Annotated in this window: 32 protein-coding genes; 2 read left to right on the forward strand and 30 right to left on the reverse strand. The window is 30.6% G+C overall.

What is annotated here, in order from left to right; all coding sequences use genetic code 11:
* Positions 1 to 12 precede the first annotated feature (12 nt).
* The 4 genes from ptb to cdaA all read right to left on the reverse strand — a co-directional run bounded on the left by ptb (position 13) and on the right by cdaA (position 4,787).
* On the reverse strand, positions 13 to 927 hold the full coding sequence (gene ptb, locus KQI30_RS06430; protein WP_216462467.1) for a phosphate butyryltransferase: 915 nt from the start codon (positions 925 to 927) through the stop codon (positions 13 to 15).
* 217 nt (positions 928 to 1,144) lie between these two features.
* Positions 1,145 to 2,746 carry an NAD(P)/FAD-dependent oxidoreductase gene (locus KQI30_RS06435; RefSeq protein ID WP_216462469.1) on the reverse strand — a complete coding sequence of 534 codons (1,602 nt, stop codon included), beginning with the start codon at positions 2,744 to 2,746 and terminating at the stop codon, positions 1,145 to 1,147.
* Entirely contained in the window at positions 2,746 to 3,966 is a 1,221-nt protein-coding gene (locus KQI30_RS06440) for a CdaR family protein (protein WP_216462470.1), read from the reverse strand. The genes KQI30_RS06435 and KQI30_RS06440 overlap by 1 nt, the downstream gene beginning before the upstream one ends.
* Complete coding sequence (gene cdaA, locus KQI30_RS06445; protein ID WP_216462472.1) at positions 3,936 to 4,787, reverse strand: diadenylate cyclase CdaA; 852 nt, start codon at positions 4,785 to 4,787, stop codon at positions 3,936 to 3,938. The genes KQI30_RS06440 and cdaA overlap by 31 nt, the downstream gene beginning before the upstream one ends.
* Positions 4,788 to 4,968: 181 nt before the next feature.
* On the opposite strand from cdaA, the gene KQI30_RS06450 reads away from it, so the two are divergent.
* Entirely contained in the window at positions 4,969 to 5,487 is a 519-nt protein-coding gene (locus tag KQI30_RS06450; RefSeq protein ID WP_216462474.1) for a cell wall hydrolase, read from the forward strand.
* A 77-nt stretch (positions 5,488 to 5,564) separates the two neighbouring features.
* Here the strand turns inward: KQI30_RS06450 and KQI30_RS06455 are convergent, their stop codons facing one another.
* From KQI30_RS06455 to ptsP, 3 genes are all read right to left on the reverse strand, one after another.
* Positions 5,565 to 6,821 carry a tetratricopeptide repeat protein gene (locus tag KQI30_RS06455; protein ID WP_216462475.1) on the reverse strand — a complete coding sequence of 419 codons (1,257 nt, stop codon included), beginning with the start codon at positions 6,819 to 6,821 and terminating at the stop codon, positions 5,565 to 5,567.
* Positions 6,799 to 7,233, reverse strand: a complete 435-nt coding sequence (gene dut / locus KQI30_RS06460; RefSeq protein WP_216462476.1) for a dUTP diphosphatase — start codon at positions 7,231 to 7,233, stop codon at positions 6,799 to 6,801. The genes KQI30_RS06455 and dut overlap by 23 nt, the downstream gene beginning before the upstream one ends.
* A 318-nt stretch (positions 7,234 to 7,551) precedes the next feature.
* Positions 7,552 to 9,171: a phosphoenolpyruvate--protein phosphotransferase gene (gene ptsP / locus KQI30_RS06465; protein ID WP_216462477.1), complete on the reverse strand. Its 1,620-nt coding sequence runs from the start codon at positions 9,169 to 9,171 to the stop codon at positions 7,552 to 7,554.
* Between the two features lie 312 nt (positions 9,172 to 9,483).
* Here ptsP and KQI30_RS06470 point away from each other — a divergent pair, with 312 nt between their 5' ends.
* Positions 9,484 to 11,478 carry a sigma 54-interacting transcriptional regulator gene (locus KQI30_RS06470; RefSeq protein WP_216462478.1) on the forward strand — a complete coding sequence of 665 codons (1,995 nt, stop codon included), beginning with the start codon at positions 9,484 to 9,486 and terminating at the stop codon, positions 11,476 to 11,478.
* A gap of 101 nt (positions 11,479 to 11,579) precedes the next feature.
* Here the strand turns inward: KQI30_RS06470 and KQI30_RS06475 are convergent, their stop codons facing one another.
* The 23 genes from KQI30_RS06475 to rplR form a co-directional block, all read right to left on the reverse strand.
* A complete protein-coding gene (locus tag KQI30_RS06475; protein WP_253287415.1) occupies positions 11,580 to 12,284 on the reverse strand; it encodes an N-acetylmuramoyl-L-alanine amidase in 705 nt (234 codons plus the stop codon).
* Positions 12,285 to 12,346: 62 nt separating this feature from the next.
* Complete coding sequence (locus KQI30_RS06480) at positions 12,347 to 13,954, reverse strand: Na/Pi cotransporter family protein (protein WP_216462479.1); 1,608 nt, start codon at positions 13,952 to 13,954, stop codon at positions 12,347 to 12,349.
* A 127-nt stretch (positions 13,955 to 14,081) separates the two neighbouring features.
* Entirely contained in the window at positions 14,082 to 14,474 is a 393-nt protein-coding gene (gene rpsI / locus KQI30_RS06485; protein ID WP_044039352.1) for a 30S ribosomal protein S9, read from the reverse strand.
* A 26-nt stretch (positions 14,475 to 14,500) separates the two neighbouring features.
* On the reverse strand, positions 14,501 to 14,935 hold the full coding sequence (gene rplM, locus KQI30_RS06490; RefSeq protein ID WP_216462480.1) for a 50S ribosomal protein L13: 435 nt from the start codon (positions 14,933 to 14,935) through the stop codon (positions 14,501 to 14,503).
* Positions 14,936 to 15,157: 222 nt separating this feature from the next.
* Positions 15,158 to 15,892: a tRNA pseudouridine(38-40) synthase TruA gene (gene truA, locus KQI30_RS06495; RefSeq protein WP_216462481.1), complete on the reverse strand. Its 735-nt coding sequence runs from the start codon at positions 15,890 to 15,892 to the stop codon at positions 15,158 to 15,160.
* Positions 15,893 to 15,895: 3 nt separating this feature from the next.
* Positions 15,896 to 16,708, reverse strand: coding sequence for an energy-coupling factor transporter transmembrane component T family protein (locus KQI30_RS06500; RefSeq protein ID WP_216462482.1), 813 nt, complete (start codon positions 16,706 to 16,708; stop codon positions 15,896 to 15,898).
* Complete coding sequence (locus tag KQI30_RS06505) at positions 16,701 to 17,567, reverse strand: energy-coupling factor transporter ATPase (protein ID WP_216462483.1); 867 nt, start codon at positions 17,565 to 17,567, stop codon at positions 16,701 to 16,703. The genes KQI30_RS06500 and KQI30_RS06505 overlap by 8 nt, the downstream gene beginning before the upstream one ends.
* The gene (locus tag KQI30_RS06510) at positions 17,552 to 18,388 is read right to left on the reverse strand and encodes an energy-coupling factor transporter ATPase (RefSeq protein WP_216462484.1); all 837 of its coding nucleotides are present in this window, start codon (positions 18,386 to 18,388) and stop codon (positions 17,552 to 17,554) included. Before KQI30_RS06510 ends, KQI30_RS06505 begins: the two co-directional genes overlap by 16 nt.
* Before the next feature lie 57 nt (positions 18,389 to 18,445).
* A complete protein-coding gene (rplQ, locus tag KQI30_RS06515) occupies positions 18,446 to 18,787 on the reverse strand; it encodes a 50S ribosomal protein L17 (RefSeq protein ID WP_044039358.1) in 342 nt (113 codons plus the stop codon).
* A gap of 14 nt (positions 18,788 to 18,801) precedes the next feature.
* Entirely contained in the window at positions 18,802 to 19,749 is a 948-nt protein-coding gene (locus KQI30_RS06520) for a DNA-directed RNA polymerase subunit alpha (RefSeq protein WP_044039359.1), read from the reverse strand.
* Positions 19,750 to 19,815: 66 nt separating this feature from the next.
* Positions 19,816 to 20,436 carry a 30S ribosomal protein S4 gene (gene rpsD, locus KQI30_RS06525; protein WP_216462485.1) on the reverse strand — a complete coding sequence of 207 codons (621 nt, stop codon included), beginning with the start codon at positions 20,434 to 20,436 and terminating at the stop codon, positions 19,816 to 19,818.
* Between the two features lie 27 nt (positions 20,437 to 20,463).
* Positions 20,464 to 20,859: a 30S ribosomal protein S11 gene (rpsK, locus tag KQI30_RS06530; RefSeq protein WP_044039361.1), complete on the reverse strand. Its 396-nt coding sequence runs from the start codon at positions 20,857 to 20,859 to the stop codon at positions 20,464 to 20,466.
* 19 nt (positions 20,860 to 20,878) lie between these two features.
* The gene (gene rpsM, locus KQI30_RS06535) at positions 20,879 to 21,244 is read right to left on the reverse strand and encodes a 30S ribosomal protein S13 (protein WP_216462486.1); all 366 of its coding nucleotides are present in this window, start codon (positions 21,242 to 21,244) and stop codon (positions 20,879 to 20,881) included.
* Between the two features lie 105 nt (positions 21,245 to 21,349).
* Positions 21,350 to 21,463, reverse strand: coding sequence for a 50S ribosomal protein L36 (gene rpmJ / locus KQI30_RS06540; RefSeq protein WP_044039363.1), 114 nt, complete (start codon positions 21,461 to 21,463; stop codon positions 21,350 to 21,352).
* A 17-nt stretch (positions 21,464 to 21,480) separates the two neighbouring features.
* Positions 21,481 to 21,699: a translation initiation factor IF-1 gene (infA, locus tag KQI30_RS06545; protein WP_044039364.1), complete on the reverse strand. Its 219-nt coding sequence runs from the start codon at positions 21,697 to 21,699 to the stop codon at positions 21,481 to 21,483.
* A gap of 7 nt (positions 21,700 to 21,706) precedes the next feature.
* A complete protein-coding gene (locus KQI30_RS06550) occupies positions 21,707 to 21,967 on the reverse strand; it encodes an RNA-binding protein (protein ID WP_253287416.1) in 261 nt (86 codons plus the stop codon).
* A 13-nt stretch (positions 21,968 to 21,980) separates the two neighbouring features.
* Entirely contained in the window at positions 21,981 to 22,730 is a 750-nt protein-coding gene (gene map / locus KQI30_RS06555; protein WP_216462487.1) for a type I methionyl aminopeptidase, read from the reverse strand.
* Positions 22,730 to 23,380 (reverse strand): adenylate kinase, encoded by a 651-nt coding sequence (locus KQI30_RS06560; RefSeq protein WP_216462488.1) that lies wholly within the window; start codon positions 23,378 to 23,380, stop codon positions 22,730 to 22,732. Before KQI30_RS06560 ends, map begins: the two co-directional genes overlap by 1 nt.
* Positions 23,381 to 23,399: 19 nt before the next feature.
* Positions 23,400 to 24,674: a preprotein translocase subunit SecY gene (secY, locus tag KQI30_RS06565; protein WP_216462489.1), complete on the reverse strand. Its 1,275-nt coding sequence runs from the start codon at positions 24,672 to 24,674 to the stop codon at positions 23,400 to 23,402.
* 1 nt (position 24,675) lies between these two features.
* Positions 24,676 to 25,116 carry a 50S ribosomal protein L15 gene (gene rplO, locus KQI30_RS06570; protein WP_044039369.1) on the reverse strand — a complete coding sequence of 147 codons (441 nt, stop codon included), beginning with the start codon at positions 25,114 to 25,116 and terminating at the stop codon, positions 24,676 to 24,678.
* A gap of 16 nt (positions 25,117 to 25,132) precedes the next feature.
* Positions 25,133 to 25,312, reverse strand: a complete 180-nt coding sequence (gene rpmD, locus KQI30_RS06575) for a 50S ribosomal protein L30 (RefSeq protein WP_044039370.1) — start codon at positions 25,310 to 25,312, stop codon at positions 25,133 to 25,135.
* 12 nt (positions 25,313 to 25,324) lie between these two features.
* On the reverse strand, positions 25,325 to 25,822 hold the full coding sequence (gene rpsE, locus KQI30_RS06580) for a 30S ribosomal protein S5 (RefSeq protein WP_044039371.1): 498 nt from the start codon (positions 25,820 to 25,822) through the stop codon (positions 25,325 to 25,327).
* A gap of 20 nt (positions 25,823 to 25,842) precedes the next feature.
* Positions 25,843 to 26,205, reverse strand: coding sequence for a 50S ribosomal protein L18 (gene rplR, locus KQI30_RS06585; RefSeq protein WP_044039372.1), 363 nt, complete (start codon positions 26,203 to 26,205; stop codon positions 25,843 to 25,845).
* Positions 26,206 to 26,221 lie beyond the last annotated feature (16 nt).

The raw sequence follows: 26,221 nt of genomic DNA on the forward strand, positions 1-26,221 counted from the left end.
CCCTATTTTTTATTAGTTTTCTTTCCCGTGACTTGATACTAATGATGCTAACGCAATAGAATACATTTTTGTTTCTGAACTATCAGCTCTTGATGTTAATACTACTGGTGCAGATGTCCCCACTAAAATGCATCCATTTTTACTGTCAGTAGTATATGTTAACGTTTTATACATTATGTTACCAGCTTCTATATTTGGTAAAAGTAATATATCTGCTTTTCCCGCTACTGGTCCTGTTACCCCTTTATGATGAGCTGCTTCTTCAGATATAGCATTATCTAACGCAAATGGTCCATCTACTATACACCCTTCAAATTTCCCTTCTTTGTACATTTCAGCTAATGCATTAGCCTCTACTGTATTAGGCATATTTTTATTTACTACTTCAACAGCACATACTGCAGCAACCTTTGGTTCTTCAATTCCAACAGCATGAGCAACTTTTGCTGCATTATTTATTATCTTAACTTTATCCTCTAATGTAGGAAATACGTTAAATGCAACATCTGTCAAAAATAGTAATCTGTCAAACTTCTCTGTTTCAAATATAGCTACATGTGACATTAGATTCCCTGTTCTAAGTCCAACTTCTTTATTTAATACACTTTTTAGGAAAGTTTTAGTATCAACTAACCCTTTCATAAGCATATCAGCTTTTCCTGATGAAACTATCTCTACAGCTTTTAATGTAGCTTCATGAACATCTTTAATATCAACAATTTCAAAGCCACTTAAATCCATATTTATGGTATCTGCCACCTTTTCTATTTCATCCTTATCCCCTACTAATATTGCATCAGCTATCCCATTTTCCTTTGCTTCTTTTACAGCTTGCAATACTGGTTCATCCTGCGCTACTGCTACAGAAAGTTTTCTTAAACTTTTACTCTTAACCTTTGCGATTATTTCATCAAAACTGTTAATCATACCATTCAAACCCCTTTAAAATTTATTTGTTACTTTTTTAACATAGTATATATATATTGTATCAAAATAATTGGTAAGAAGTTGAATTTTCAGAAAACTTTTTTCAAATATTTTCACATAATGAAAAAAATAGGCAAAGAGTTGCATAAATAAAAAACTGCCACACTTCATCCTGTGACAGTTTTCTAAAAACAATATTTTCAAAAATTTTGATTATTTATTTTTCACTAGGTCTATATTCTTTCATTATTGATTCTGCACATTTTATACCATCTACTGCTGCTGACATAATTCCACCAGCATAGCCTGCACCTTCGCCACAAGGATACACCCCTTGAACATTTTTACTTTGTAATACTTCATTTCTTTCTATTCTTAGTGGTGCAGAAGTTCTTGTTTCTATACCTGTAAATATAGCATCCTTTCTGCCATATCCTCTTATTTTCTTATCAAAATCAGTAATAGCTTCTTTAATGGATCCTACAACATAATTAGGCAATGCATCTTTTAATGATGCAAATTTAAACCCAGTAGTTATTGATGGATTTACCTCCCCTAACTTTTCACTAACTTTATCATTCATAAAATCTCCTAAAGTTTGAATAGGCGCATCATAATTACTTCCACCTAACTTATATGCTAATGATTCATAATGTCTTTGAAATTTCATTCCATCTAATGGGTGACTTCCAAAATCTTTTTCCCCCACAGTTACAACTACAGCAGAATTAGCATTTTCTTTATCTCTAGCATGATAACTCATTCCATTTACAACTAGACGCTCTTCTTCAGATGAAGCCGCTACAACAACTCCTCCTGGACACATACAAAATGAGTAAACCCCTCTATTATCTTTAGTTTTATATGTTAACTTATACTCAGCAGCTTTAAGTCTTGGATGATTTGCATATATTTCTCCATATTGACTCTCGTTTATCATTAATTGAGGATGTTCAACTCTAACTCCTATAGCAAAAGGTTTAGTATTCATTTGCATTCCCTTTTTAAATAACATTTCATACGTATCTCTTGCTGAATGTCCAATTGCAAGAATTAAATTTTCACATTTAATATCCTCACCATTTACAGTAACTGATTTTACTTTTCCATCTACTATATTTATATCCTCTAATTTTGAATTAAATCTTACTTCTCCACCTAATTCAATTATTTTTTTTCTTATATTCTTCACCACATCTTTTAGAATATCTGTACCAATATGTGGTTTCGCTAAATATAATATTTCCTTGGGAGCTCCTGAGTTAACAAACTCATTTAAAACATAATCTATTCTTGTATCCTTAATTCTTGTAGTAAGTTTTCCATCGGAAAAAGCACCTGCTCCTCCTTCTCCAAACTGAACATTAGAATTATTATCTAACTTTCTATTGATCCAAAAATTATTTACAGCTTTTGTTCTACTGTCTACGTCCTCTCCACGTTCTATAACTATAGGATTATATCCATTTTTAGCAAGGGTTAATGCTGCAAATAATCCGGCAGGTCCCATACCAACAACAATAGGTCTAGATTCTAAAACTCTATCTCCATATTTCACTTCATTTTCGTTATTATCACTAGATAACTTAACATCATTACTTTTAGCTCTAGCTACTACTTTCTCTTCATTTAAGCAAGTTATCTCGATAGCATAAATAAATTTAAGACTAGATTTCTTTCTTGCATCTAAAGATTCTCTTAAAATTTTAAATGACTTTATATCCTGTTCCTTTATTCTTATCTTTTTGGCAACTTTACTTTTTAATAGGTCCTTAGATTCTTCAATATTTAATACTATATTATTTACTACGACTGACATTATTGTCCTCCACTTTCCTTCTTCTTTATAGTTACTTTACATGTATTTGTATCAGCAAATGTTACCTTTACACCATCAATTGGGCTTATCACCATTTCTAATTCCTTTGTATCCACATTTGCATTCTTAAAATCAATATTAGCTGTTAATGTATTTATAGCTGATACCTTACTTTCCTCTCCATACACTTTTACATTAACCTCTTTAGGTTCATATTGATATTCAAATTCATCACTAGTATTTATTGCTACAACTGTTGCTTTCACTTCTTTTTCTGTCATAGCCGTTACATCTATATCTACTGGAATTTTACCATTACCACTTACTAAAAACACTCCATTTGGTATATTTAATTTTGCTTGAACTGTAGTGTCTTTCTTTATATTTGATAAATCTATACTCTCTGTACTTATACTATATATAGAATTTAATACATTGTCATCACCAGAAATAGATACTTCAGTTACACTTGAAGATATATTATTAATAGTAACGTTATCCTGTGAATTGTTCAATGTATTGATTTTAATTGGAACAGTCTTTATCTTACTATAACTTAAAGTTACATTACCTTGTTTAGGCTCCATATCTATACCTTCAACTTCATTATTATTCTTATCTAATGCAATAATATTTAATGTATTTTTACCGCCCTCAGTTATATCTTTATATTTACCAATAGCCTCTACCTTATTAATAGTATTTACTACTGTTGATGGACCTTTAATAGTAACTTCTGATACATTAAAATATGGTTTATTTAATATTTTTCCTTCTTTATTACCTGTTCCCTCAATATTTAATATTACTGAAAACTTCTTTGTAATTATTGAATCTAAATTTAAATCGATATATAGATTATCTTGCTTTTGTATTGTTATATTTTCTGGCTTCTTTTTAATCTCTACAGGTAACTTATTATTTCCCTCTTTTAGAGATGCTTTATTTAAATTTACTTGTAAATCGAAATCACTAGCTTTGGCAGAATATACATCTGTGGATGATCCCTTTATTGTTACATTAACATGGAAATCTTTTTTTGATAACATTACTAAAGAAGCATCTTCAAGAACATTTCCCTCTACTACCTTTACTTTAACATCTTTTATTACAGTGGTTTTTATAGGATTATTAGAACTTGACACCATTACCCATAAAAAAAATGCTACTAACACACATCCTATTTTTATCAATCCTTCTTTTCTTTTATCCCTATCCATTTTCCCACCTTCCTTCTAATCTCTTTTTGTCTTACGCCTTTATTTTTATCCATAAACTTAATCAAACTTTTTTCTAAAGATTCTATTGAATAACCTCTAGTTAACTTTCCGTTAAAAGTAAGTGATATTATTCCAGTTTCCTCGGATACCACTATAGCAATAGCATCTGAAACTTCACTTATACCAATAGCAGCTCTATGCCTTGTTCCAATAGACTTACTTATAATATCTATTTTACTTAAAGGCAAAAAGCATCCTGCTGAATCTATCTTATTGTCTTTTATTACTACAGCTCCATCATGAAGTGCAGTATTCTCAAAAAATATTGTTTCTAGTAAAGCACTTTTTACATCAGCATTTATTTTTACTCCAGTTTCAGTAATGTCTTTTAACCCAGTATTTCTTTCCAAAACTATTAATGCACCAGTTTTACTATTAGACATATTTTCAATGGCTTTTAATAACTCCTCCATAACTTCCTTATTTACACCATCATAATAAGAAAATCCTTTATCTAATATTTTTCCTCTTCCTAAACGTTCCAAAGCACTTCTTATTTCAGGTTGAAAAATTATAACAATTGATAACACACCAATAGTTATTGTTTTATTTAATATCCAGTTTAATAAAGTCAAATTTAAAAAACTACTTATAGGTATTAATACAAATACTAATGCTAATCCTTTTAATAACTGCATAGCTCTAGTTTGATTTATTAATGTGTATATCTTGTAAAATATATACGAAACTACTAGTATATCTATTACATCTATTAAATTCATATCAGTTATAATCCTTATAACCATTTTGAAAAAATCCACTTTATCACCTTCTTTTCATAATATTTAATTATACACTTACTACTATTCTATTATTAATAGTAACACAAATTTTTACTTATAAAAATAAATGAATAATAAATTTGATTATGGTAAGAATAAAGTTAGCCTAAGTTGTAAAAAAATTTCTTTATGTTTTCTTATATAATAAAGGAGGAAATTTATGAAAAAACTTATTCTGTGGACTAACATTTTTATAGTTTGCTTTTTAGTCCTCAATACTTTTGCATCTAAGGGCAATATAGTCAAAGCTGAACCTATGGATACTGAATCAAATTCAGTTTCAGTATTTAATAACGACGGTAATTCAATCTACATAGATAAAAGTGACATAGAATTGATGGCTAGAGTAGTTTATGGAGAAAGCCGTGGTGAACCTTATGAAGGTAAAGTTGCTGTTGCTTCTGTAATTTTAAATAGAGTTAAGAGTGGTAAATATCCACCAAGTGTAAAAGCTGTTATCACACAAGAAAATGCATTTTCCTGTGTTTCTAATGGTACAATAAGCGTTACACCTAGTGATTCTTGCTATAATGCTGTATACGATGCATTAAACGGCAACGATCCTACTGGCAATGCATTATTTTTTTATAACCCTAGTATTTCAACTTGTTCTTGGATGGAGAATACTGTTAAGAAAAATGCAACTAGTATAGGAAATCACGTTTTCTTTTCTATTTAGATATACTCTAGGCTTAGGCAATATTATAATATATATCTAAATATATAAAAATAAAAAGTTCCCAAAATAGGAACTTTTTATTTTTGCACAATTTCTTTTATAACAGAGTTATTCATGTCTGAATCTCCATAATCATTATATAAAATTTCTGCATAATGTTTAGATTTTTCTAAATCTATTTCTAAATAAAATGTAGCTAAATCATATAAAACAGTAGTTATATAATTTCCCTCTGGATACTTATTCACATATTCTTCAAAACTCTTCACAAAATTATCTGAATCCCCAATTGATTTGTACGCTATACCGATAAAATACTCGATATGTTCATTCAAATAATTTTCCTCGCTATATCTATGAGCAATATTTAAATATTTTAATGCTTCTTGTGGGTTATTTTCTTCTATACACTTATATCCTTGCTCATAAAATTGTTGAACCCCTTGCCTTTTTAATATATTCTCACATTTAATAAGCAAATTCTTTTCTGTTAAATTTTTTCCTTTTTCCTTATTCGCTATATAGAGATCATTTAATTTATATAAATCTAGTGAATCTATTGCATGCTTCATTTCAACTACTGGAACACCATCTTCAGTATTAGTTGTTTCTACCACTTCATTAGTATTCCCACCTGCAATAGTAGCAGTAGGAGTATTTTCTTTAGATACTTGTTCTTTATTACCTTCTAAAGTTACAACCTTATTATATGTACTCTTATTACTTGATTTATCTTCTTGCCAAAAATTATTTATACCAAACACCAAAAATAATACACAAACTATTGGTATAATATATTTTCTTGCTTCTTTCATAGGATATAGTGTTCTAGCGACTTTTTTTACCTCAGTATTCTTCTTATCCATACTTAAAACTTTATTAACATACTTTTTAGCTTGTTCCTTATCTCCTAAATCACAATAACATTGTGCTAATTTACTAAAAGTATTTATAGAATTAAATGACTCATCTTCAATCTCTTTAAATCTTATAACAGCTTCTTCGACATTTGAAGATTGATATAATTTCTGAGCACTTATAAACTTTTTCATTACATCTTCATCATCTTTTAAGTTGTTTAAATATATACTAGATACACTATCCCTATTTATTCTTAAATTTAATTCCCATATTTTTTTGGAAGATTCAATATCTCCTCTTAAATAGAGAATTAATCCTTTTAAATTTAATGCTGATGGATTCTTTATATTTTCCCCTATAGAATAATTACAATATTCTATAGATTTATCCAACTCACCAGAATCATAAAACTTTTTTGCTTTTAAATAAAACTTCTTTGACTTTTGTACATTACTTCCTACCTGTTGAGCCAAATCCGCCTTCCCCTCTTTCACTATCATTCAATATTTCCACTTCTTCTATCCCTACAGTAAGAACAGGCATTATAACCATTTGTGCTATTTTATCTCCCCTATTTATCTTGAATGCCTCTTCTCCATGATTTATTAAAATTACTTTTATTTCTCCCCTATAGCCTTCATCTATAGTCCCTGGACTATTAAGTACTGTAACACCATACTTTAATGCAAGACCACTTCTTGGTCTTACTTGAGCCTCTGTATTTTTAGGTAATTCTATACTAATCCCTGTAGCTACTAATTGTCTCTTTCCAGGTTCAATAGTTACTTCTTCCACAGAAAAAAGATCTAAGCCTGCATCTCCTGGATGTGCATAAAAAGGTATTATTGCATCCTCATTTAATTTTTTTATTTTTAATACTTCCATAATAAACGTCCTTTCTCTGTCGTATAATTACATTATATATCATGTAAAATACTATGTAAATTTAGTTTTTTTAATATAATTTGTAGAATATTTTACTCTTTTTTTGCAAATTATTAATTAAATAAAAATTATATATATCCACTTTTACTTCATGTACAAAAATTTGTAGTTATATAAATATATACGTAAAATATTTGGCAATTTATTTATATTGAACAATAATTATTATAATACAATAAAAAAATATTTCAAAAAATATTTATCTTTTTAAAACAAAAAAACTTGGAACTTTTTAAAAGTTCCAAGTTAAATTTTATATTATTCACAATCCATTATAATCTTCTTAGCACCTAGGATTGAAGAAGCACTCATTGAGAATTCGTCTAATCCCATTTCTACTAATTTAGCTGTAGCTCTTTCATCTCCAGCCATTTCTCCACACATACCACAGAACTTACCTTCTTTGTGAGCAGCATCAATTGTCATCTTTATTAATCTTAATACTGCTGGATGCATTGGGTTGTATAGATATGAAATCTTTTCATTCATTCTATCTGCAGCTAATGTATATTGGATTAAGTCATTAGTACCAATTGAGAAGAAATCAACATGCTTAGCAAATTCATCTGCCATAACAGCTGCTGCTGGAATTTCTACCATGATACCAGTCTTAATATTTTCGTTATAAGCTTTTCCTTCAGCCTTTAATTCTGCCATACATTCAGCTAAAACTTCTTTAGCTTGGAAGAACTCTTCTAGTGAAGAAATCATTGGGAACATTATAGCTAAGTTACCATGAGCTGATCCTCTTAATATAGCTCTTAATTGAACTTTGAATATATCTTTTCTATCTAAACATAATCTTATAGCTCTGTATCCTAAGAATGGATTTTCTTCTTCTGGTAATGGTAAGTATGATAATTTCTTATCTCCACCGATATCTAGAGTTCTAACTATACCTAATTTTTCTCCAACTTTTTCAGCAACATATTTGTATGCTTCATATTGTTCTTCTTCACTTGGCATATCATCTCTATCCATGTATAAGAATTCAGTTCTGAATAGACCTACTCCGTCTGCACCGTTAGCCATAACTGCATCTACATCTTCTGGCTTACCGATGTTACCACAAACTTCTATTCTCTTTCCGCTCTTAGTCTTAACTTTAACGTCTATAAGCTTCTTTAATTCTTCTTTTTCTTTTAAGTAAGCTTCTTTCTTATTTTCATATTCTTTAACAGTAGCTTCATCTGGATTTACTATAACATCTCCAGTGTTACCATCTACGATTAATAAGTCACCATTTTTAACATCTTCAGTTATAGTTCCTAAACCAACTACAGCTGGAATTTCTAATGTTCTTGCCATAATAGCAGAGTGAGAAGTTCTTCCACCAATGTTAGTTAAGAAAGCAACAACTTTGTTTCTATCTAATTGAGCAGTATCAGATGGAGTTAAATCGTGAGCTATAACAATAGTGTTTTCACCTACTGAAGCTAATCCTTCTGTATCTACTCCTGCTAAATTCTTTAATATTCTTGCACCAACGTCTTTAACGTCTGCAATTCTTTCTTTCATGTATTCATCTTCCATGCTACCAAATATAGCAACATACATATCTAATACATCATTTAATGCTTTTTCTGCATTTACTTTGTTATTAGAAATATTCATTTCGATTGCTCCAGTAAATTCTGGGTCATCAAGTAACATCATATGACTTTCAAAAACAGCAGCTTTTTCTGCTCCCATTTCTTTTTCAGCCTTATCTTTAATTTTTTCTAATTGAGCTCTTGTTGCATCTGTAGCAGCTTTTAATCTAGCTAATTCTTCATCTATATTTTCGATAATTCTTTCTTCTATTTTAACTTCTTCATCTTTTTTTATGAATGCATATCCTATTGCATATCCTTTTGAAGCGCCTATACCTTTTTTCATTGTATATCCTCCTATGTTTTATCTATTTTCATTCAAAATGTAAGCACATTATAGCATACAGATTTAATTCTTGCTATATATAAATTTTGCATTTTTCTTCTTAAAATTTCCAAATAATTAACATTTATTTAATTTTCTAATATATTTTTTCATATATATTGATAAAATTTATCAAGTATATTAAAGTATTATATATGATATTTATAGTATATTGTATAATACCTAATAATATGCGATTTTCTTCAACAAAAATTCGTTGATACTTTTTATCAACAAATTATATGCCCTTGATAAAAATTAGCAGGTGATAATATGAAAAAAATTATTGAAATTAAAAATAACGGTGGCTTTCACACTAGAATTGCCGCTCTTATAGTAAACAAAAGTAACGAAATTAAAGAAAAATATAACAGAGCTATCTTTATACGTATTCCAGGTAAATGTGAAGCCATGGAAATATCAATGTTAGCTCTTATATCTTTAAAAATATCTGAAGGAGATTTTATTGAAATATCCACAAAAGATGATGATATTTTAGCTGAAATTGTTATCGATGAATTTATTGAATTCATTTCATCCTTTAACAAAGAAGAGCCTGTTAGTGATGTAGATAAATTACTAGATCAATCATCTCTAGCAACAAATAAAACTTTAGATTCTTTACCTCTTGGTATAGTTTCTGTAGATTTTAATAATAATATTACATCAATAAATAGTCATGGTTGTAAATTATTAAGTAAAAATAAAGTAGATATATTAGGAAAGAAAATCGGCGAAATAATACCAACATCAAAAATCACAAAAGTAATTAAGAGTGGTCATGAAATTTTAGGTGATATTATTCATATTGATAATAAAATTTTTCTTATCAATACTACTCCTTTAATAAGCGATGATAAAGTTATTGGAGCTATATGCATATTTCAAGATATATCTACCATAGTATGTCTTAAAGAAGTAAATGAAAAACTCAATAAGATATTAGAAAATACTCATGACTGCATATGCTTTGTAGATGAAGACAGAAAAATCAATTATATAAATCCAGCCTATGAAGATGTTCTTGGTAAAGAGTCAAGAAAGCTAATAGGAATGGACTTAATAGATATATCCCCAAACGGATTAAGAATGCAAGTTTTTAATTCTAAAAAGAAAAAAGAGAATGTTTTGTACAAAAAAAATAACATCTCTCTTATATGCAATGTTACTCCTATATTTATAGAAGGTACATTTAAGGGAGTTATATCTATCTCAAAACCTACTTCTATAGTAAAAGATATATTAAAACTAGTATCAGAAACAGAAGAAAAAGCTAATTATTATAAAAATGAACTTAGAAGATTTCACTCTTCATCTAGTTCTTTTAATAATATTATCGGAAGTTCAAAAGGTATTAAAGATGTCTTAGTTATAGCTGAAAAAGCTTCTTATTCTTCTTCCTCTGTTTTAATTACTGGTGAAAGTGGAACCGGTAAAGAATTATTTGCAAAAGCCATCCATAACAATTCTGATCGAAAAGATAAACCATTTATACGAGTTAATTGTGCTTCTATTCCAGAAACTTTACTTGAAACTGAGTTATTTGGTGTAGAAAAAAATATAAACGGTAATAATAATGCCCTTCTTGGGAAATTTACTATTGCAGATGGTGGAACTGTTTTTCTTGACGAAATTGGTGATATGTCTAAGAATATGCAAGCTAAACTTCTTAGAGTATTACAAGAAAAAGAATTTGAAAGTGTTGGTAGCCTTAATACTCACAAAGTTGATGTAAGAATAATAGCTGCTACCAATAGAGATCTAGAAACTATGATTTCTACTGGCGAATTTAGAAAAGATTTATATTATAGACTTAACGTAATTTCATTATTACTACCTCCACTCAGAGAACGTCAAGATGATATATATTTACTAGTAGATCATTTCATCGAAAAGATATGTAAGCAAATAGATATGCCAGTAAAATCTATAGATCCTAATTGCTTTCAATATTTATATAACTATAGTTGGCCCGGTAATATAAGAGAACTGGAAAATGTAATAGAGCGCTCAATAATTCTTTCTGATAGTGAATTTATATTACCAAAAGATTTACCTATTTATATATCAAATATTGACTCTACTAGTACATCTCTAATAAATCTTCCTAATGGTAATATTGCTACTATGGAAGAATATGAAAAAGAAATAATCACTGCCGCAATGAAAAAGTATAAGTCTTTCAACAAAGCCGGGAAAGCATTAGGTCTGACTCATCGAACTGTATCGTTAAAGTGTAAAAAGTATGGTATTGAATATGAGAACTAATTTATAAAAATTCACAATTTGCAAAATATAATCCACAATTTTAGTAAAAGATTCACTACTAATTGTGGATTATAAACAGCGAATTGTGAATTATAAATATATTATTCTGCAATAGTTGATATATTTCCAGGGCAATACCTATCATAATATTCATCTACTGATTTTTTTATTGAATTTGCTATTTTATCTTGATACTCATCATTTTTTAATTTTGCTAAATCCCCTTGATTGGACATAAATCCACATTCAACTATAACTTCTCCATTCTTAGGATTTCTTAATATTCTATATGCATTTTTTGCTGGCTTAGCTTCTCTCTCCTTTGGATATTCTAAATCTTTAATCAAATTACTTATTAGAATATCTGCTATAAATTTAGACTTTTCATTATTAGCATAATATACATGAGGACCTGTAGGCTTTGAATCTGTAAAGTTATTCATATGAATAGATATAAATAATTCACACCCTGTTTTATCTTTCATATTACATCTTGTTTTTAAATCCTCTATCTTCTCACCCTTTACTGTACCTTCCTTAGTATGAAGATCCCTATCATCTTCCCTAGTCATGTAAACTGTATATCCTCCATCTTCTAAAAGTTGCTTAACTTTTAAGGAGATTTTTAAATTTAAATCTTTTTCTAAAGTCTTATCCTTTCCTACAGCTCCACCATCTTGACCACCATGACCTGGATCAATTAAAATTATCCTATTTGCCTTTGTATCATCATGGATTTCTTCCCCATAAATTATATTACTAGTTAACATAAAGAAACTAATAAAAATACAAATAATTTTTTTCAAAAAAATCAACTCCCACAATAAATCTTCTTAATCTATTGTGGGAGTTTTATATCATTTATATACTATTCATTTATAACTGATTGTGCAATATTAGTAGAATGATCTCCAATTCTTTCTAAGTTATTTAATAAGTCTAAGAAAATAGCGGAACTTTGCGCATTACACATTCCTGCATTAAGTCTCTTAATATGATCTTTTCTATATTCTTCTTCTAACTTATCAATTCTATTTTCAAATGTAAATACTAGTTTAGCTTTCTTTTCATCATTAATTCTAAATGCTTCTACAGCTGAATTTAAGGCATCATAAGTGTATTTATACATATCATCAATTTGCTTAGTAGCAGTATCTGATATTTTTATTTTCTTTACAATCTTGTCTTTAGCCATTTCAGCTATATTAGTAGCATGATCTCCAATTCTCTCAATATCTTTAATGACATGGAATAAACTTGTTATTATATCATGATTTCTTTCATCTATATCTGTTTTAGATAATTGTACTAAATATGTTGTTATTTCTTCTTCTAACAAATCTATTAAAGCTTCATTTTCATCAATTTTTTCTAATAAAGACAAATCATTATTTTGAAATGCCTGCATAGCTTTTTCAAAATTGTCTTTAGCTTTAATTGACATTCTATTAATCTCTTTAACAGTTTGATTAACAGCAATTGATGGAGTCTCTAAAATTCTTTCATCTAAATATTTTAACCCCATTTTTTCTCTTTCTTCATCACCTGGAATAATCTTATTAACGAAAGCTACAAGATATTTAATAAAAGGTGCTTGAATCAATACATTTGTTATATTAAATAACGTATGAGCATTTGCTATTTGTCTACCTACATTATTTGGTGTAATATGTTGTACTATAGTACCAAATGGTTTTAATAAGAATATGAATATTGTTGTACCAATTATATTAAAAGTTAAATGAACTAAAGCAGCTTTTCTTGCTGTCTTATTTGTACCTATACTAGATATTAATGCAGTGGCACAAGTACCTATATTATCACCTAATAGAATTGGTAGTAAAACATCTATTCCTATTGAATTATCTGCTGCAAGAACCACTAACACCCCTATAGTTGCAGATGAACTTTGTAACATAACAGTCATTAATACTCCAACTGCTACTCCTAATAATGGATTTCCTCCAACTGCTTCTATAAGATTTAAGAATAATGGCGTATCCTTTAACGGAACCATTGCTGAAGACATAGTATTCATTCCTAAAAATAAAATACCAAATCCTAAAATAGCTGTTCCAATCTCTTTTTGTCTTTGCTTTTTATTAAATAAGAAAAGAACTGCTCCTATGGCAATAAATAAAGGCGCCCATTTAGTTAACTTTAATGCCACTAATTGTCCTGTAATAGTTGTTCCTATATTAGCTCCAAATATAACTCCAGCTGCTTGATACAGATTCATTAAACCTGCATTAACAAATCCAACTACCATAACTGTAGTTGCAGAACTACTTTGAATCGCTGCTGATATAATAGCACCAGTAATTATACCTTTTACTGGATTACTAGTTATCTTTTCAAATAAACCTTTTAGCTTATTTCCCGCAACATTTTGAAGTGCATCGCCCATTATTTTCATTCCATAAAGAAATAATCCTAGGCCCCCTAAAAGATTAATAACTAAAAAAAGATTATCCATAAAATCTTTCCTCCCGGTTTTATCCTACCTTGTTAATAATACACAAACTTATACTATTTTATAACGTATTTTATATTATCTTCTTAAAAAAAACAGAGAGGATACCCTCTCTGTAAACTTGTAGAAACTATCTCTTTGAGAATTGTGGAGCTCTTCTTGCTTTCTTTAATCCGTACTTCTTTCTTTCCTTCATTCTAGGATCTCTTGTTACGAATCCAGCTTTCTTTAATTCTGGTTTTAAAGTCTCATCTGATTTAATTAATGCTCTTGTTATACCGTGTCTGATAGCTCCAGCTTGACCTGTGAAACCACCACCATATACATTAACTATAACATCAAATTTATCCTTAGTTTCAGTTAAATTTAATGGTTGATTAACTATATATCTTAAAGTTTCTAATCCGAAATAATTTTCGATATCTCTCTTATTTATTGTAACTTTTCCTTCACCTGGAACAAGTATAACTCTTGCTACTGATTTTTTTCTTCTTCCTGTAGCCATGTATTGAACTTTTGCCATTTTATTTCCTCCTCTCGACCTCTATATTAATATTTTAATTCTAATACTTGTGGATTTTGAGCTTCATGATTGTGCTCAGAACCAGCATATACTTTTAACTTCTTAGCCATTTGTCTTCCTAAGATTCCCTTTGGTAACATTCTTCTAACAGCTTCTTGGAAAACAAATTCTGGTTTCTTAGCTAATGCATCTCTATATGGCATTTCTTTTAATCCGCCTGGATATAAAGAGTGATGTCTTAACATCTTTTGATCTAATTTCTTACCAGTTAAAACAACTTTGTCTGCATTTAATATGATAACGAAATCACCACAATCAACGTTTGGAGTAAATTCTGGCTTATTCTTACCTCTTAATATAGTAGCAACTTGGCTTGCTGCTCTACCTAGTGGTTTACCAGCAACATCAATTACATACCAATTTCTCTTAACTTCATCATTCTTTGCTAAGTATGATTTCATTTTGTACCCTCCTAAATCTTTGCTTTTTAAATTATTTATTAACTCGTTCTTAATGCTTTTATTTAAAGTCCCATAACCGTCCGGAACTTCTCGGCCTAACAAACAATATTCATTATAATACATTGACCCTGGTGTGTCAACAAATTTATAAAATTTATTATTTATCAAGGTTTACAGCTATAATCAACATCTAAAACTACATTTGTCGGTGTGTCGCATCTTCTAATAAAATACTTTTACTAACTTTAATCCTAAAGCTGGTGCCGTTTTTCCAGCTTTACTTCTATCTTTACTTTCTATTATATCTAAAACTTGCTCTGGTTTCTTATAACCCAATCCAACATCGATAAGAGTACCAGCTATTATTCTTACCATATTATATAAAAATCCATCACCAGTAACATAAATTTTAATATAATTTTCGTCTTTTTCTATTTTAATATCTTTAATAGTCCTTACTGTAGAATTAACTTCACTTCCATTATTCTGAAATGCTTTGAAATCTTTTTCCCCTATCATATATTTAGATCCTTCAATCATTAATTCTATATTTAATGGCTTATAAATATGATGATAATATCTACTGTTTAATGGACTTCTGATAGGTTGATTCAAAATAGAATAACAATACATCTTACCTGTAGAAGAAAATCTAGCATGAAATTCTTCATCCACCTCTTCAGATTTTATAACAACAATATCATTTGGTAACTTTTGATTAATTACTATAAAAAACTTTTCTCCTGGTATTGTGCTATTAGTATAAAAATTAGCTACATATCCTGTAGCATGAACCCCTGAATCTGTCCTACTACATCCTATTAAATCAATAGTTTCACCGGTAACAGCACTTATAGCCTTTTCAATTTTCTGTTGAACTGTATTTCCATCTGGTTGCTTCTGCCACCCATAATAATTTGTACCATCATATTCTATAACAAGCTTAATATTCTTCAAACTTTAAATCCCACCTATATAAAATTTACTTATAATTGTTATAACTACAATTACACTCATTACAATAAACGCAATAAAATCTCTTTTTTGAAATTGTAATTTTTTCATTCGAGTTCTTCCCTTACCACCTCTATAACAACGAGATTCCATTGCCATAGCAAGTTCATCAGCTCTTCTAAAAGAAGATATGAATAATGGTACCAATATAGGTATCATTGATTTTGCTCTCTTCATTATACCTCCAGATTCCAAATCAGCTCCTCTTGCCATTTGAGCCTTTTTTATTTTCTCTGTTTCATCAATTAATGTAGGTATAAATCTCAATGCTATTGTCATCATCATGGCAATATCATGTGCTATAGAGTTATCCTTTTTTCTTGGATTAAATAAAATTTCTAATCCATCAGTAAGCTCTATAGGTGATGTGGTAAGAGTTAATAGTGATGTCCCCACTACTAATAATATTATCCTAATTATCATAAAGGCAGCGGTTATTAGTCCTTCTTTATATATACTAATAATTCCCCATTTAAAAAGTAAAATATCGCCTCTTACTAAAAATATGTTCAGTAATGCTGTAATCAATACTAAGAAAAATACTGGTTTTACTCCTTTATATATGTAAGATAATTTTATATCTGATATGTATATAATTCCTATGGTAAAAAGACCTATTATTCCATATGAAATAAAATTATTTGCTATAAATATATTAATTATATAAATAAATGCAATTATAAGTTTGGTTCTTGGATCTAATTTATGAACAGTAGATTCACCTGGTATATATTGACCTATAGTTATATCTTTAAGCATTATTCTTCTCCCCTAATACCCTTAATATTTCTTTCTTAGCTTCTTCTATAGTGTATATTTCATCACTAATATTAAAACCTGCTTCTTTCAGCCTCATTTGAAGATATTTTACTTCAGGTACTGCTAATCCCAATCTTTCTAATAAATCTACTTGTCTAAATACCTCACTACAACTACCATCAAGTTCTATAGAACCATTATTCATAACAATAATTCTTTGTGCAAATCTAGCTACATCCTCCATAGAATGAGATACAATAATTATTGTCATATTATATTTATCATGCAATTCCTTAATCCTATTTAATATCTCATCTCTACCTATAGGATCTAATCCAGCTGTAGGTTCATCTAAAATTAAAACACTTGGTTCCATAGCCACTATTCCAGCTATAGCAACCCTTCTCTTTTCACCTCCACTTAATTCAAATGGAGACTTATTTCTATATCGTTCATAATCAAGACCTACAATTTCCATTGATTTCTTTACTAAATCATTTATTTCCTCTTCTTTATCAATACCGATATTCTTAGGACCATAGGCTATATCTTTTTCCACAGTCTCCTCAAAAAGTTGATATTCCGGATATTGAAATACTAATCCTACCTTCTTCCTTATATCAGATAAACTGACTTCCTTGCTATCTAATTCATTATTATCTATATATATAGAACCACTAGTAGGTTTTAGTAGTCCATTAATATGTTGTATAAGTGTTGATTTTCCTGAACCAGTATGTCCAATTAAAGCTATAAACTCACCATTCTCAATTTCGATATTTATATTTTTCAATGCAACTTTTTCAAAAGGCGAATTAGGCATATATACATGGTTCAAATTTTCTATCTTAATTGACATAACTCTCTCACCATCTCATCTATACTTAAAATATCTTTATTAATATTTATACCTTCTTTTCTCAATTCAAAGGCTAATTCCGTCATTTGAGGTACATCCAACCCCATTTTTTTAATCTCTGCTACATTCTGAAATATTTCCCTTGGAGTGCCTTGTAGTCTTATTTCGCCTTTATCCATAACAATAATTCTGTCAGCTTCAGCAGCTTCATTCATATAATGAGTAATTGTAATAATAGTTATACCTAAATCTTTGTTTAACTTTTTCATTATATCCATTATTTCTTTTCTACCACTTGGATCAAGCATCGAAGTAGCCTCATCAAAAATTATACACTTAGGTTCCATAGCTAAAATTCCTGCTATAGCTACCCTTTGTTTTTGGCCACCTGATAATAAATGAGGTGCATTTCTTTTAAATTCAAGCATTTTAACTTTATTTAGAGCTGAGTCTACTCTCTCCCTAATTTCTTCAGAAGGTACTCCTAAGTTTTCCGGACCAAAAGCCACATCTTCTTCAACTACAGTAGCAACCATTTGGTTATCGGGATTTTGAAATACCATACCTACATTTTGCCTTATGTCCCATATCTTTTCTTCATCTCTCGTATCTATGTTATCAACTAACATAACCCCTTCTGTAGGAATAAATAGACCATTAAAATTTTTAGCTATAGTAGATTTGCCTGATCCATTTCTACCTAATATAGCTAAAAATTCACCTTTTTTAACTTCTAAATTAACGTTATTCACAGCAAATACAAGATCTGATTCAGAATATTTATAACTTACATTTTCACCTTTTATAATATATTCTTCCATAAAAACACCCCTATATAACAAAATGGGGACTAAGGTATAAACTTAATCCCCTGTATATTATACTAATTCTAATATAACAACTTCTGCTCCATCGCCTCTTCTTGGGCCCATTTTGTAGATTCTAGTGTATCCACCATTTCTTTCTGCATATTGTGGAGCAATTTCATCAAATAGCTTTGTTACAACTGTTTCTTCAGTAACGAAAGCAAGTACTTGTCTTCTAGCATGAAGATCTCCTCTTTTTGCAAGAGTAATCATTTTTTCTGCTAAGCTTTGAGTTTCTTTCGCTCTAGTTACAGTTGTTTCAATCTTACCATGCTTTAAAAAACTAGTAACAAGATTTCTTAACATAGCTTTTCTTTGATCAGTTGGACGACCTAATTTACGATATCCTGCCATCTACTGTACCCTCCTTACTCGTCTTCCGGCTTTAAATTTAATCCTAACGCCGTTAATTTTTGTTCTACTTCTTCTAAAGACTTTTTACCAAGGTTTCTAACCTTCATCATGTCTTCCATGCTTCTCTCAGTTAATTCTTGAACTGTATTTATACCAGCTCTCTTTAAGCAATTGTAACTTCTAACTGAAAGATCTAGTTCTTCTATAGTCATTTCAAGAACCTTTTCTTTTTTATCTTCTTCCTTCTCAACCATTATTTCTACATTATCTGCATTATCAGTTAATGTCATAAATAACTTGAAGTGTTCTATTAAAATCTTAGCCGCAAGACTGATTGCTTCTTCTGTTCTAATTGTTCCATTACTCCAAACTTCTAGAGTTAGTTTATCATAATCTGTGATTTGACCAACTCTAGTATTTTCAACTTTGAAGTTTACTCTTTGTATTGGAGTATAAATAGAGTCAACAGCAATAGTTCCGATAGGCATATCGTCTCTCTTATTTCTGTTTTGAGTTACATATCCTCTACCTCTATTTACTTCAATTTCCATTCTAAGCTTACCGTCTTCATCTAAAGTTGCGATATGAACATCTTTGTTTATTACTTCAACGTCTATATCACCTTTAATATCGCCAGCTTTAACTTCGCAAGGACCTACTGCATCAATATACAGCGTTCTTGGTCCTTCTCCATCCATTTTAAAGCATACACCTTTTATGTTAAGGACTATTTCAGTAACATCTTCTTTAACACCCTTAACTGTTGAGAATTCATGAAGAACTCCATCTATCTTAATTGAGTTTGCAGCGACTCCTGGTAAAGAAGAAAGTAATATTCTTCTTAAGGAGTTTCCTAATGTTATACCGTATCCTCTTTCAAGTGGTTCTATCACAAACTTACCATATGAACCATTTTCGCTTGCTTCAACGCATTCAATTTTTGGCTTTTCGATTTCTAACATTAAATAACCCTCCTTATTTTAAAAGTTGGCAACCTAATCTGAGGGCAACTGACTTTACTCTATTTATTACTTACTGTATAACTCAACGATTAATGTTTCGTTAACAGGTACATCTATATCTTCTCTTGCTGGAATAGCTTCTACTTTACCAGTAAATGTAGCTACATCTCCACTTAACCATTTTGGTAAAGTTTTTGGATTTTCAGCAAAAGTCTTGAATAATTCAGAAGCTCTACTCTTTTCTCTTACAGTTATAACATCTCCAGCTTTAACACTGTATGATGGTATATCAACTTTCTTACCATTTACTAAGAAATGTCCATGAGTAACTAATTGTCTAGCTTCAGTTCTTGAATTACCATATCCAAGTCTAAATACAACATTGTCTAATCTCATTTCTAGTAACTTTAATAGGTTTTCACCTGTAATACCTCTAAGTTTTTCAGCTCTGTCGTATGTTCTTCTGAATTGATTTTCTAATAATCCGTATATTCTCTTAGCTTTTTGTTTTTCTCTTAATTGAACACCATAGTCAGAAATTTTCTTTCTTCCTTGTCCGTGTTGTCCTGGTGCATATGATCTTCTTTCGAATGCACATTTGCCACCATAACATCTATCTCCTTTAAGGAATAATTTCATTCCTTCACGTCTGCAAAGTCTACAAACTGCGCCTGTATATCTTGCCATTTAAAGTACACCTCCTATTGCATAAAATTAAACTCTTCTTCTCTTTGGTGGTCTACAACCATTGTGTGGAATTGGAGTTACGTCTTTGATTAAAGTAACTTCTAAGCCTGCTGCTTGTAAGCTTCTTATTGCTGCTTCTCTACCTGAACCTGGACCCTTTACATATACTTCAACACTCTTTAATCCATGTTCCATTGCTGACTTAGCTGCTGTTTCTGCTGCCATTTGAGCTGCAAATGGAGTGCTCTTTCTTGAACCTCTGAATCCAAGAGCTCCAGCACTTGACCATGATAATGCATTACCATTTACATCTGTTAATGTAACTATTGAATTATTGAAAGTAGATTTGATATGAGCTGCTCCGTGCTCAACATTCTTTCTTTCCTTTTTTCTTCTAGTTCTCTTAACGTTCTTAGCTGCCATAATTATCCCTCCTTACCTATTACTTTTTCTTACCTGCTACTGTCTTCTTTGGACCTTTTCTAGTTCTAGCATTAGTCTTAGTTTTTTGTCCTCTTACTGGAAGACCTTTTCTATGTCTAACACCTCTGTAGCATCCGATTTCAACTAGTCTCTTAATGTTAAGAGCTACGTCTCTTCTTAAGTCACCTTCAACATTAAGGTTCTTTATAGCATTTCTTAATGCGTTTACTTGATCTTCTGTTAAGTCCTTAACTCTTGTGTCAGGATTAATTCCTGTTTCAGCTAAAAGCTTTTGAGAAGTTGGTAACCCTATACCGTATATATAAGTTAATGATACTTCAACTCTTTTTTCTCTTGGTATGTCTACACCAGCAATTCTAGCCATGTAATCTCTACACCTCCTAGGTTTTTTTATATTTATTATATATATATAGCCTTAGGTAAATCTAATTTTCAGCCGCGCCTAAAGCTCTATAACCAAAATTAATAATTATCCTTGCTTTTGTTTATGCTTAGGATTTTCGCAGATAACCATTATTCTACCTTTTCTTCTAATAACTTTGCACTTCTCGCATATAGGTTTAACTGATGGTCTTACTTTCATAGTCAACCCTCCTTAATCTACTTGGCTCTCCAAGTTATTCTTCCACGAGTAAGGTCATATGGTGAAAGCTCCACAGTAACCTTATCACCTGGTAGTATTCTTATAAAATTCATTCTTAACTTTCCTGAAATATGAGCTAAGATTATTTGCCCACTTTCAAGTTGTACTTCGAAATGTGCATTAGGTAATGCTTCAACAACAACACCTTGCATTTCGATAACATCTTGCTTTGACATAAGGTAATCAAACCTCCTTATCTATGTCTACAGACTTTATAAATGCATCTATATTAGCATTTGTATATGGTTCTATATCCTTAGTATAGATATTTGTAAAGTTTAAGTGTTTTATCTTTTTCTTCTTAGGTTTATCGATACTCCTATTCTTGCCATTACAGATCAATACATATTCATCATCGATAACTCCAACAATTAAAAAATATTTTCCACTATCTCTACCTGCTTTACCAATTACTATTCTATTAATTAGATTTCCACCTTCCACTATTTCACCTCTATTAACTTAATGTAAGGATTTCAACTCCTGTTTCAAGAATTACTACAGTATTTTCATAATGAGCACTTAAAGCCCCATCACTTGTTACTACTGTCCAATTATCTCTAAGAGTCTTAGTATAGAAGGATCCGATATTCACCATCGGTTCAATTGCCAAAGTCATTCCATGAGTTAGCTTCGGTCCTCTTCCCGGTTTCCCGAAATTCGGAACATTTGGATCCTCATGAAGTTTTCTTCCAATACCATGTCCTACGAAGTCTCTTACTACAGAATACCCTTCACTTTCAACATAACTTTGAATTTCATGACTTATATCTGACAATCTATTACCTACTATAGCTTTCTCTATTCCTTTAAAGAAGCTCTTTTCTGTAATTCTAATAAGATTACTTGCTGCATCACTAACCTTACCTACCGGAAAAGTTCTTGCCGCATCACCATGATACCCTTTAAAAATAGCACCACAATCAATACTTATTATGTCACCATCTTGTAGGATTTTATTCCTACTTGGGATTCCATGAATAACTTCTTCATTAATAGAAGTACATAATGTAGCCGGAAAACTGTAATATCCTTTAAAAGATGGCTTAGCACCCTGGCTTATTATAAACTCTTCTGCAAGTTTATCAAGGTCTGCAGTAGATATTCCAGGTTTTATCTCCTCTTGTAACATTGCAAGAGTATCGCCAACAATCTTACCCGCACGTCTCATTAATTGGATTTCATTATCATTTTTTCTGATAATCATTAATTAGCTTCTCCTAATAGAGACTTAATATCTTCAAACACTTTATCAATTGCTTGAGTTCCATCTACTTCAGAAAGCTTATTGCATTCTTTGTAGTAACTAATTAATGGTTGAGTTTGGTTATCATATACAGTAAGTCTTTCCTTAACTGTATCTTCTTTGTCATCTTTTCTTTGGATGACTTCTTTTCCACAAGCATCACAAATGCCTTCAACTTTTGTAGGGTTGAATACTACATGATAACTTGCTCCACAGCTTCCACAAACTCTTCTTCCTGTCATTCTTTTCAAGATATCTTCTCTTGGTACCTCTATAAGTAATGCTACATCAATTTTTTTATCATCTTCTTGTAACATCTTATCAAGTGACTCTGCTTGAAATACTGTTCTAGGAAATCCATCTAATAAGAATCCCTTTTTACAATCATCTTGTGATAATCTATCTTTTACTATATCTATTGTCAATTGATCTGGTACTAAAAGACCTTGATCTATATATTCTTTAGCTTTTTTTCCTAGTGGAGTTTCCTCAGCTATGTTTTTTCTAAATATGTCTCCAGTTGATATATGTGGAATACCATACTCAGTAGCTATGCTTTTAGCTTGAGTACCTTTTCCTGCTCCTGGAGGTCCTAATAGTACTAAATTCAAAACATTCATCTCCAACTACCTAATTTTTCTTTAAGAAACCTTCATAGTTACGCATAACTAATTGAGATTCTAATGTCTTCACAATTTCTACTGACACTCCAATTACAATAAGTAATGCAGTACCTGTTATTGAAACCTGGAAACTTCCAAACTTCTCCATAATTATAGGAATTACAGATACTATTGAAGCTATTATACCAGATATAACTGAAACTCTATTCAGTACACTTGTTAAATATCTTTCAGTAGGTTCCCCTGGTCTTACACCAGGTATAAATCCTGAAGACTTGTGAATATTCTCAGCCATTTCATCTGGTTTAAAAGTTATTTGTGTATAGAACCATGTAAAGAACATTATTGCTAATACAAACAATATAACATACCATACTGTGTTAGTGTTAAATGGGCTCCATTGTGATTTAAGCACCCATTTTGAATATCCCCAATTAGTATTTATTTGTGCAATTACAGCTGGAAATTGAACAACTGACATTGCAAAAATTATTGCTATAACTACTGAAGATGTTAATCCAAATGGTATATTTGAAGATTGATTAAATACTCTTCCATTACTTTTACTTGCATATTGAATAGGAACTCTTCTTTCTGATAATGATGCAGCAATTACACCAACTAGTAGTACTGCTAACACACCAACTAAAACAATTGCTTCTATTAAACTAGCATTTCCTGTTTTAATAATCTCAGAAACTTGACCTATCATACTTGGTACTCTTGAAAGTATGTTCCAAGCAATCAAAAGTGACATACCGTTTCCTATTCCTTTTGCTGTTATCTGATCTCCTAACCACATAGTGAAAGTAGATCCAGCCATTAATGATAATACAACTAATGCCTTTTCGAAATTTGAACTAACAGAAGCTCCATATCTGGTCATTATCGCATAAGTTCCAATTCCCATTATGATAGAAAATACAATTGATAAATATCTAGTGTACTTATTAATTTTCTTTCTTCCTTCTTCGCCTTCCTTAGATATACTTTCTAGTCTAGGTATCGCAACAGTCAAAAGTTGCATAATAATTGATGCTTCAATGTATGGCATAACCCCTAAAGCAAATACTGATAATTTGCTTAGGGCTCCACCATTCATCATATCCACAAAGCTTAATAATCCACCTTGTTGTGACATGCTCTTTACTATATCTGATGTATCCACAAATGGTACTATTATATGATTTCCTAATCTATATATTACTAATATTAAGAATGTATATATAATTCTTTTTCTTAATTCAGCAACATTCCATGCATTACGTAAGGTTTTAAACATATTAGATCACCTCAAATTTTCCACCAGCAGCTGTGATTTTTTCTTCAGCTGACTTAGAGAATTTATTAGCTTTAACAGTTAGCTTTTTTGTCAATTCTCCATTGCCTAATATCTTAACTCCGTCTTTAACTTTTCCAATAACTCCAGTTTCAATTAATAATTCAGGAGTTACTTCAGTTCCATCTTCAAAGATGTTTAACTTATCTACATTTATAGCTACGATTTCTTTAGCGAAGATATTAGTAAATCCTCTCTTAGGTAATCTTCTGTATAAAGGCATTTGACCACCTTCAAAACCAGGTCTTACTCCACCGCCTGATCTAGCGTTTTGTCCTTTTTCACCTTTACCAGCATTTCTTCCTAATCCAGAACCAGTACCTCTACCAACTCTCTTTGGTGCTTTCTTTGAACCTGCAGCAGGCTTTAATGTATGAAGTTTCATATTTTACACCTCCTCTTTATGCTTCTTCTACTTTTAATAAGTAGTTAACTTTATTTATCATCCCTCTGATTTGAGGAGTTTCTTCTTTAACTACAGAGTGACCAATTTTTCTTAGTCCAAGAGCATTAACAGTAGCTATATGGTCTTTTTTTCTACCGATTGTGCTCTTTACTAGAGTAATCTTAACATTAGCCATTGCTAATACCTCCTATCCTAATATTTCTTCTACAGTCTTACCTCTTAATTTTGCAATATCTTCTGCATTTCTTAATGAGCTAAGTGCATCTAATGTTGCGTTAATCATGTTTTTAGGGTTATTTGAACCTAAAGATTTAGCTCTAACGTCCTTAACTCCAGCTAATTCAAGAACAGTTCTTACTGGACCCCCAGCAATAACTCCTGTACCTTCTGTAGCAGGCATTATTAAAACTTTACCTTTACCAAACTTACCTTCTATTCTATGTGGTACTGTGTTTTCTTTAATAGAAACCTTAACTAAGTTTTTCTTAGCATCTTCGATACCTTTTCTGATTGCTTCAGGTATTTCTATTGATTTACCATTTCCTACTCCAACGTGACCATTTTCATCGCCAACAACTACTAGTACGCTAAATCTGAAATTTCTTCCGCCCTTAACAACCTTAGCTACTCTATTAATGTGAACAACCTTTTCCTTAAGATCTAATGTGCTAGGATCGATTCTCACTGAATTTCCCTCCTTCTTTACTAGAATTCTAAGCCAGCTTCTCTTGCTGCTTCTGCTAGTTCTTTAACTCTTCCGTGGTATACATATCCACCTCTGTCGAATACGACATTCTTAATTCCTTTTTCTAAAGCTTTCTTAGCGATAGCTTCTCCAACTGCTTTAGCAGCTTCCTTATTGCTTCCAACCTTTAAGCTGAAATCTTTATCTTTTGATGATGCAGCAACTAAAGTTACAGCCTTAACATCATCTATAATTTGAGCATATATATTCTTTTCACTTCTGAATACAGCTAATCTTGGTCTTTCAGTAGTACCAGAAACTTTCTTACGTACTCTTAAGTGACGTTTTACTCTTGCTGCAGATCTGTCTGCTTTCTTAAACATGCACTTCACTCCCTTC

This window comes from Clostridium bornimense, from assembly GCF_018917145.1.
In the GTDB taxonomy this organism is placed as follows: Bacteria; Bacillota; Clostridia; order Clostridiales; family Clostridiaceae; genus Clostridium_AN; species Clostridium_AN bornimense_A.

Excerpts from the sequence above, each read along its gene's own strand:
- KQI30_RS06450 (WP_216462474.1), top strand. The coding sequence starts at position 4,969 with ATGAAAAAACTTATTCTGTGGACTAACATTTTTATAGTTTGCTTTTTA.
- rpsD (WP_216462485.1), bottom strand. The coding sequence starts at position 20,436 with ATGGCAAGATATACAGGCGCAGTTTGTAGACTTTGCAGACGTGAAGGA.
- KQI30_RS06520 (WP_044039359.1), bottom strand. The coding sequence starts at position 19,749 with ATGTTAGAAATCGAAAAGCCAAAAATTGAATGCGTTGAAGCAAGCGAA.
- secY (WP_216462489.1), bottom strand. The coding sequence starts at position 24,674 with ATGTTTAAAACCTTACGTAATGCATGGAATGTTGCTGAATTAAGAAAA.
- dut (WP_216462476.1), bottom strand. The coding sequence starts at position 7,233 with ATGGAAGTATTAAAAATAAAAAAATTAAATGAGGATGCAATAATACCT.
- rplO (WP_044039369.1), bottom strand. The coding sequence starts at position 25,116 with ATGAAACTTCATACATTAAAGCCTGCTGCAGGTTCAAAGAAAGCACCA.
- map (WP_216462487.1), bottom strand. The coding sequence starts at position 22,730 with ATGATTATCAGAAAAAATGATAATGAAATCCAATTAATGAGACGTGCG.
- infA (WP_044039364.1), bottom strand. The coding sequence starts at position 21,699 with ATGTCAAAGCAAGATGTTATCGAAATGCAAGGTGTTGTTGTTGAAGCA.
- KQI30_RS06470 (WP_216462478.1), top strand. The coding sequence starts at position 9,484 with ATGAAAAAAATTATTGAAATTAAAAATAACGGTGGCTTTCACACTAGA.
- rplR (WP_044039372.1), bottom strand. The coding sequence starts at position 26,205 with ATGTTTAAGAAAGCAGACAGATCTGCAGCAAGAGTAAAACGTCACTTA.
- rplQ (WP_044039358.1), bottom strand. The coding sequence starts at position 18,787 with ATGGCAGGATATCGTAAATTAGGTCGTCCAACTGATCAAAGAAAAGCT.
- rpsI (WP_044039352.1), bottom strand. The coding sequence starts at position 14,474 with ATGGCAAAAGTTCAATACATGGCTACAGGAAGAAGAAAAAAATCAGTA.
- rpsM (WP_216462486.1), bottom strand. The coding sequence starts at position 21,244 with ATGGCTAGAATTGCTGGTGTAGACATACCAAGAGAAAAAAGAGTTGAA.
- KQI30_RS06500 (WP_216462482.1), bottom strand. The coding sequence starts at position 16,708 with ATGCTTAAAGATATAACTATAGGTCAATATATACCAGGTGAATCTACT.
- ptsP (WP_216462477.1), bottom strand. The coding sequence starts at position 9,171 with ATGAAAAAAGGTATAGGCGCTTCAAAAGGATATGCAATAGGATATGCA.
- rplM (WP_216462480.1), bottom strand. The coding sequence starts at position 14,935 with ATGAAATCATACTTAGCAAAGAATGATGAAGTTAAGAGAAATTGGTAT.
- KQI30_RS06440 (WP_216462470.1), bottom strand. The coding sequence starts at position 3,966 with ATGGATAGGGATAAAAGAAAAGAAGGATTGATAAAAATAGGATGTGTG.
- KQI30_RS06480 (WP_216462479.1), bottom strand. The coding sequence starts at position 13,954 with ATGGATAATCTTTTTTTAGTTATTAATCTTTTAGGGGGCCTAGGATTA.
- KQI30_RS06510 (WP_216462484.1), bottom strand. The coding sequence starts at position 18,388 with ATGGAAGAATATATTATAAAAGGTGAAAATGTAAGTTATAAATATTCT.
- rpmD (WP_044039370.1), bottom strand. The coding sequence starts at position 25,312 with ATGGCTAATGTTAAGATTACTCTAGTAAAGAGCACAATCGGTAGAAAA.
- rpmJ (WP_044039363.1), bottom strand. The coding sequence starts at position 21,463 with ATGAAAGTAAGACCATCAGTTAAACCTATATGCGAGAAGTGCAAAGTT.
- ptb (WP_216462467.1), bottom strand. The coding sequence starts at position 927 with ATGATTAACAGTTTTGATGAAATAATCGCAAAGGTTAAGAGTAAAAGT.
- KQI30_RS06505 (WP_216462483.1), bottom strand. The coding sequence starts at position 17,567 with ATGTCAATTAAGATAGAAAATTTGAACCATGTATATATGCCTAATTCG.
- rpsK (WP_044039361.1), bottom strand. The coding sequence starts at position 20,859 with ATGGCAGCTAAGAACGTTAAGAGAACTAGAAGAAAAAAGGAAAGAAAG.
- KQI30_RS06435 (WP_216462469.1), bottom strand. The coding sequence starts at position 2,746 with ATGTCAGTCGTAGTAAATAATATAGTATTAAATATTGAAGAATCTAAG.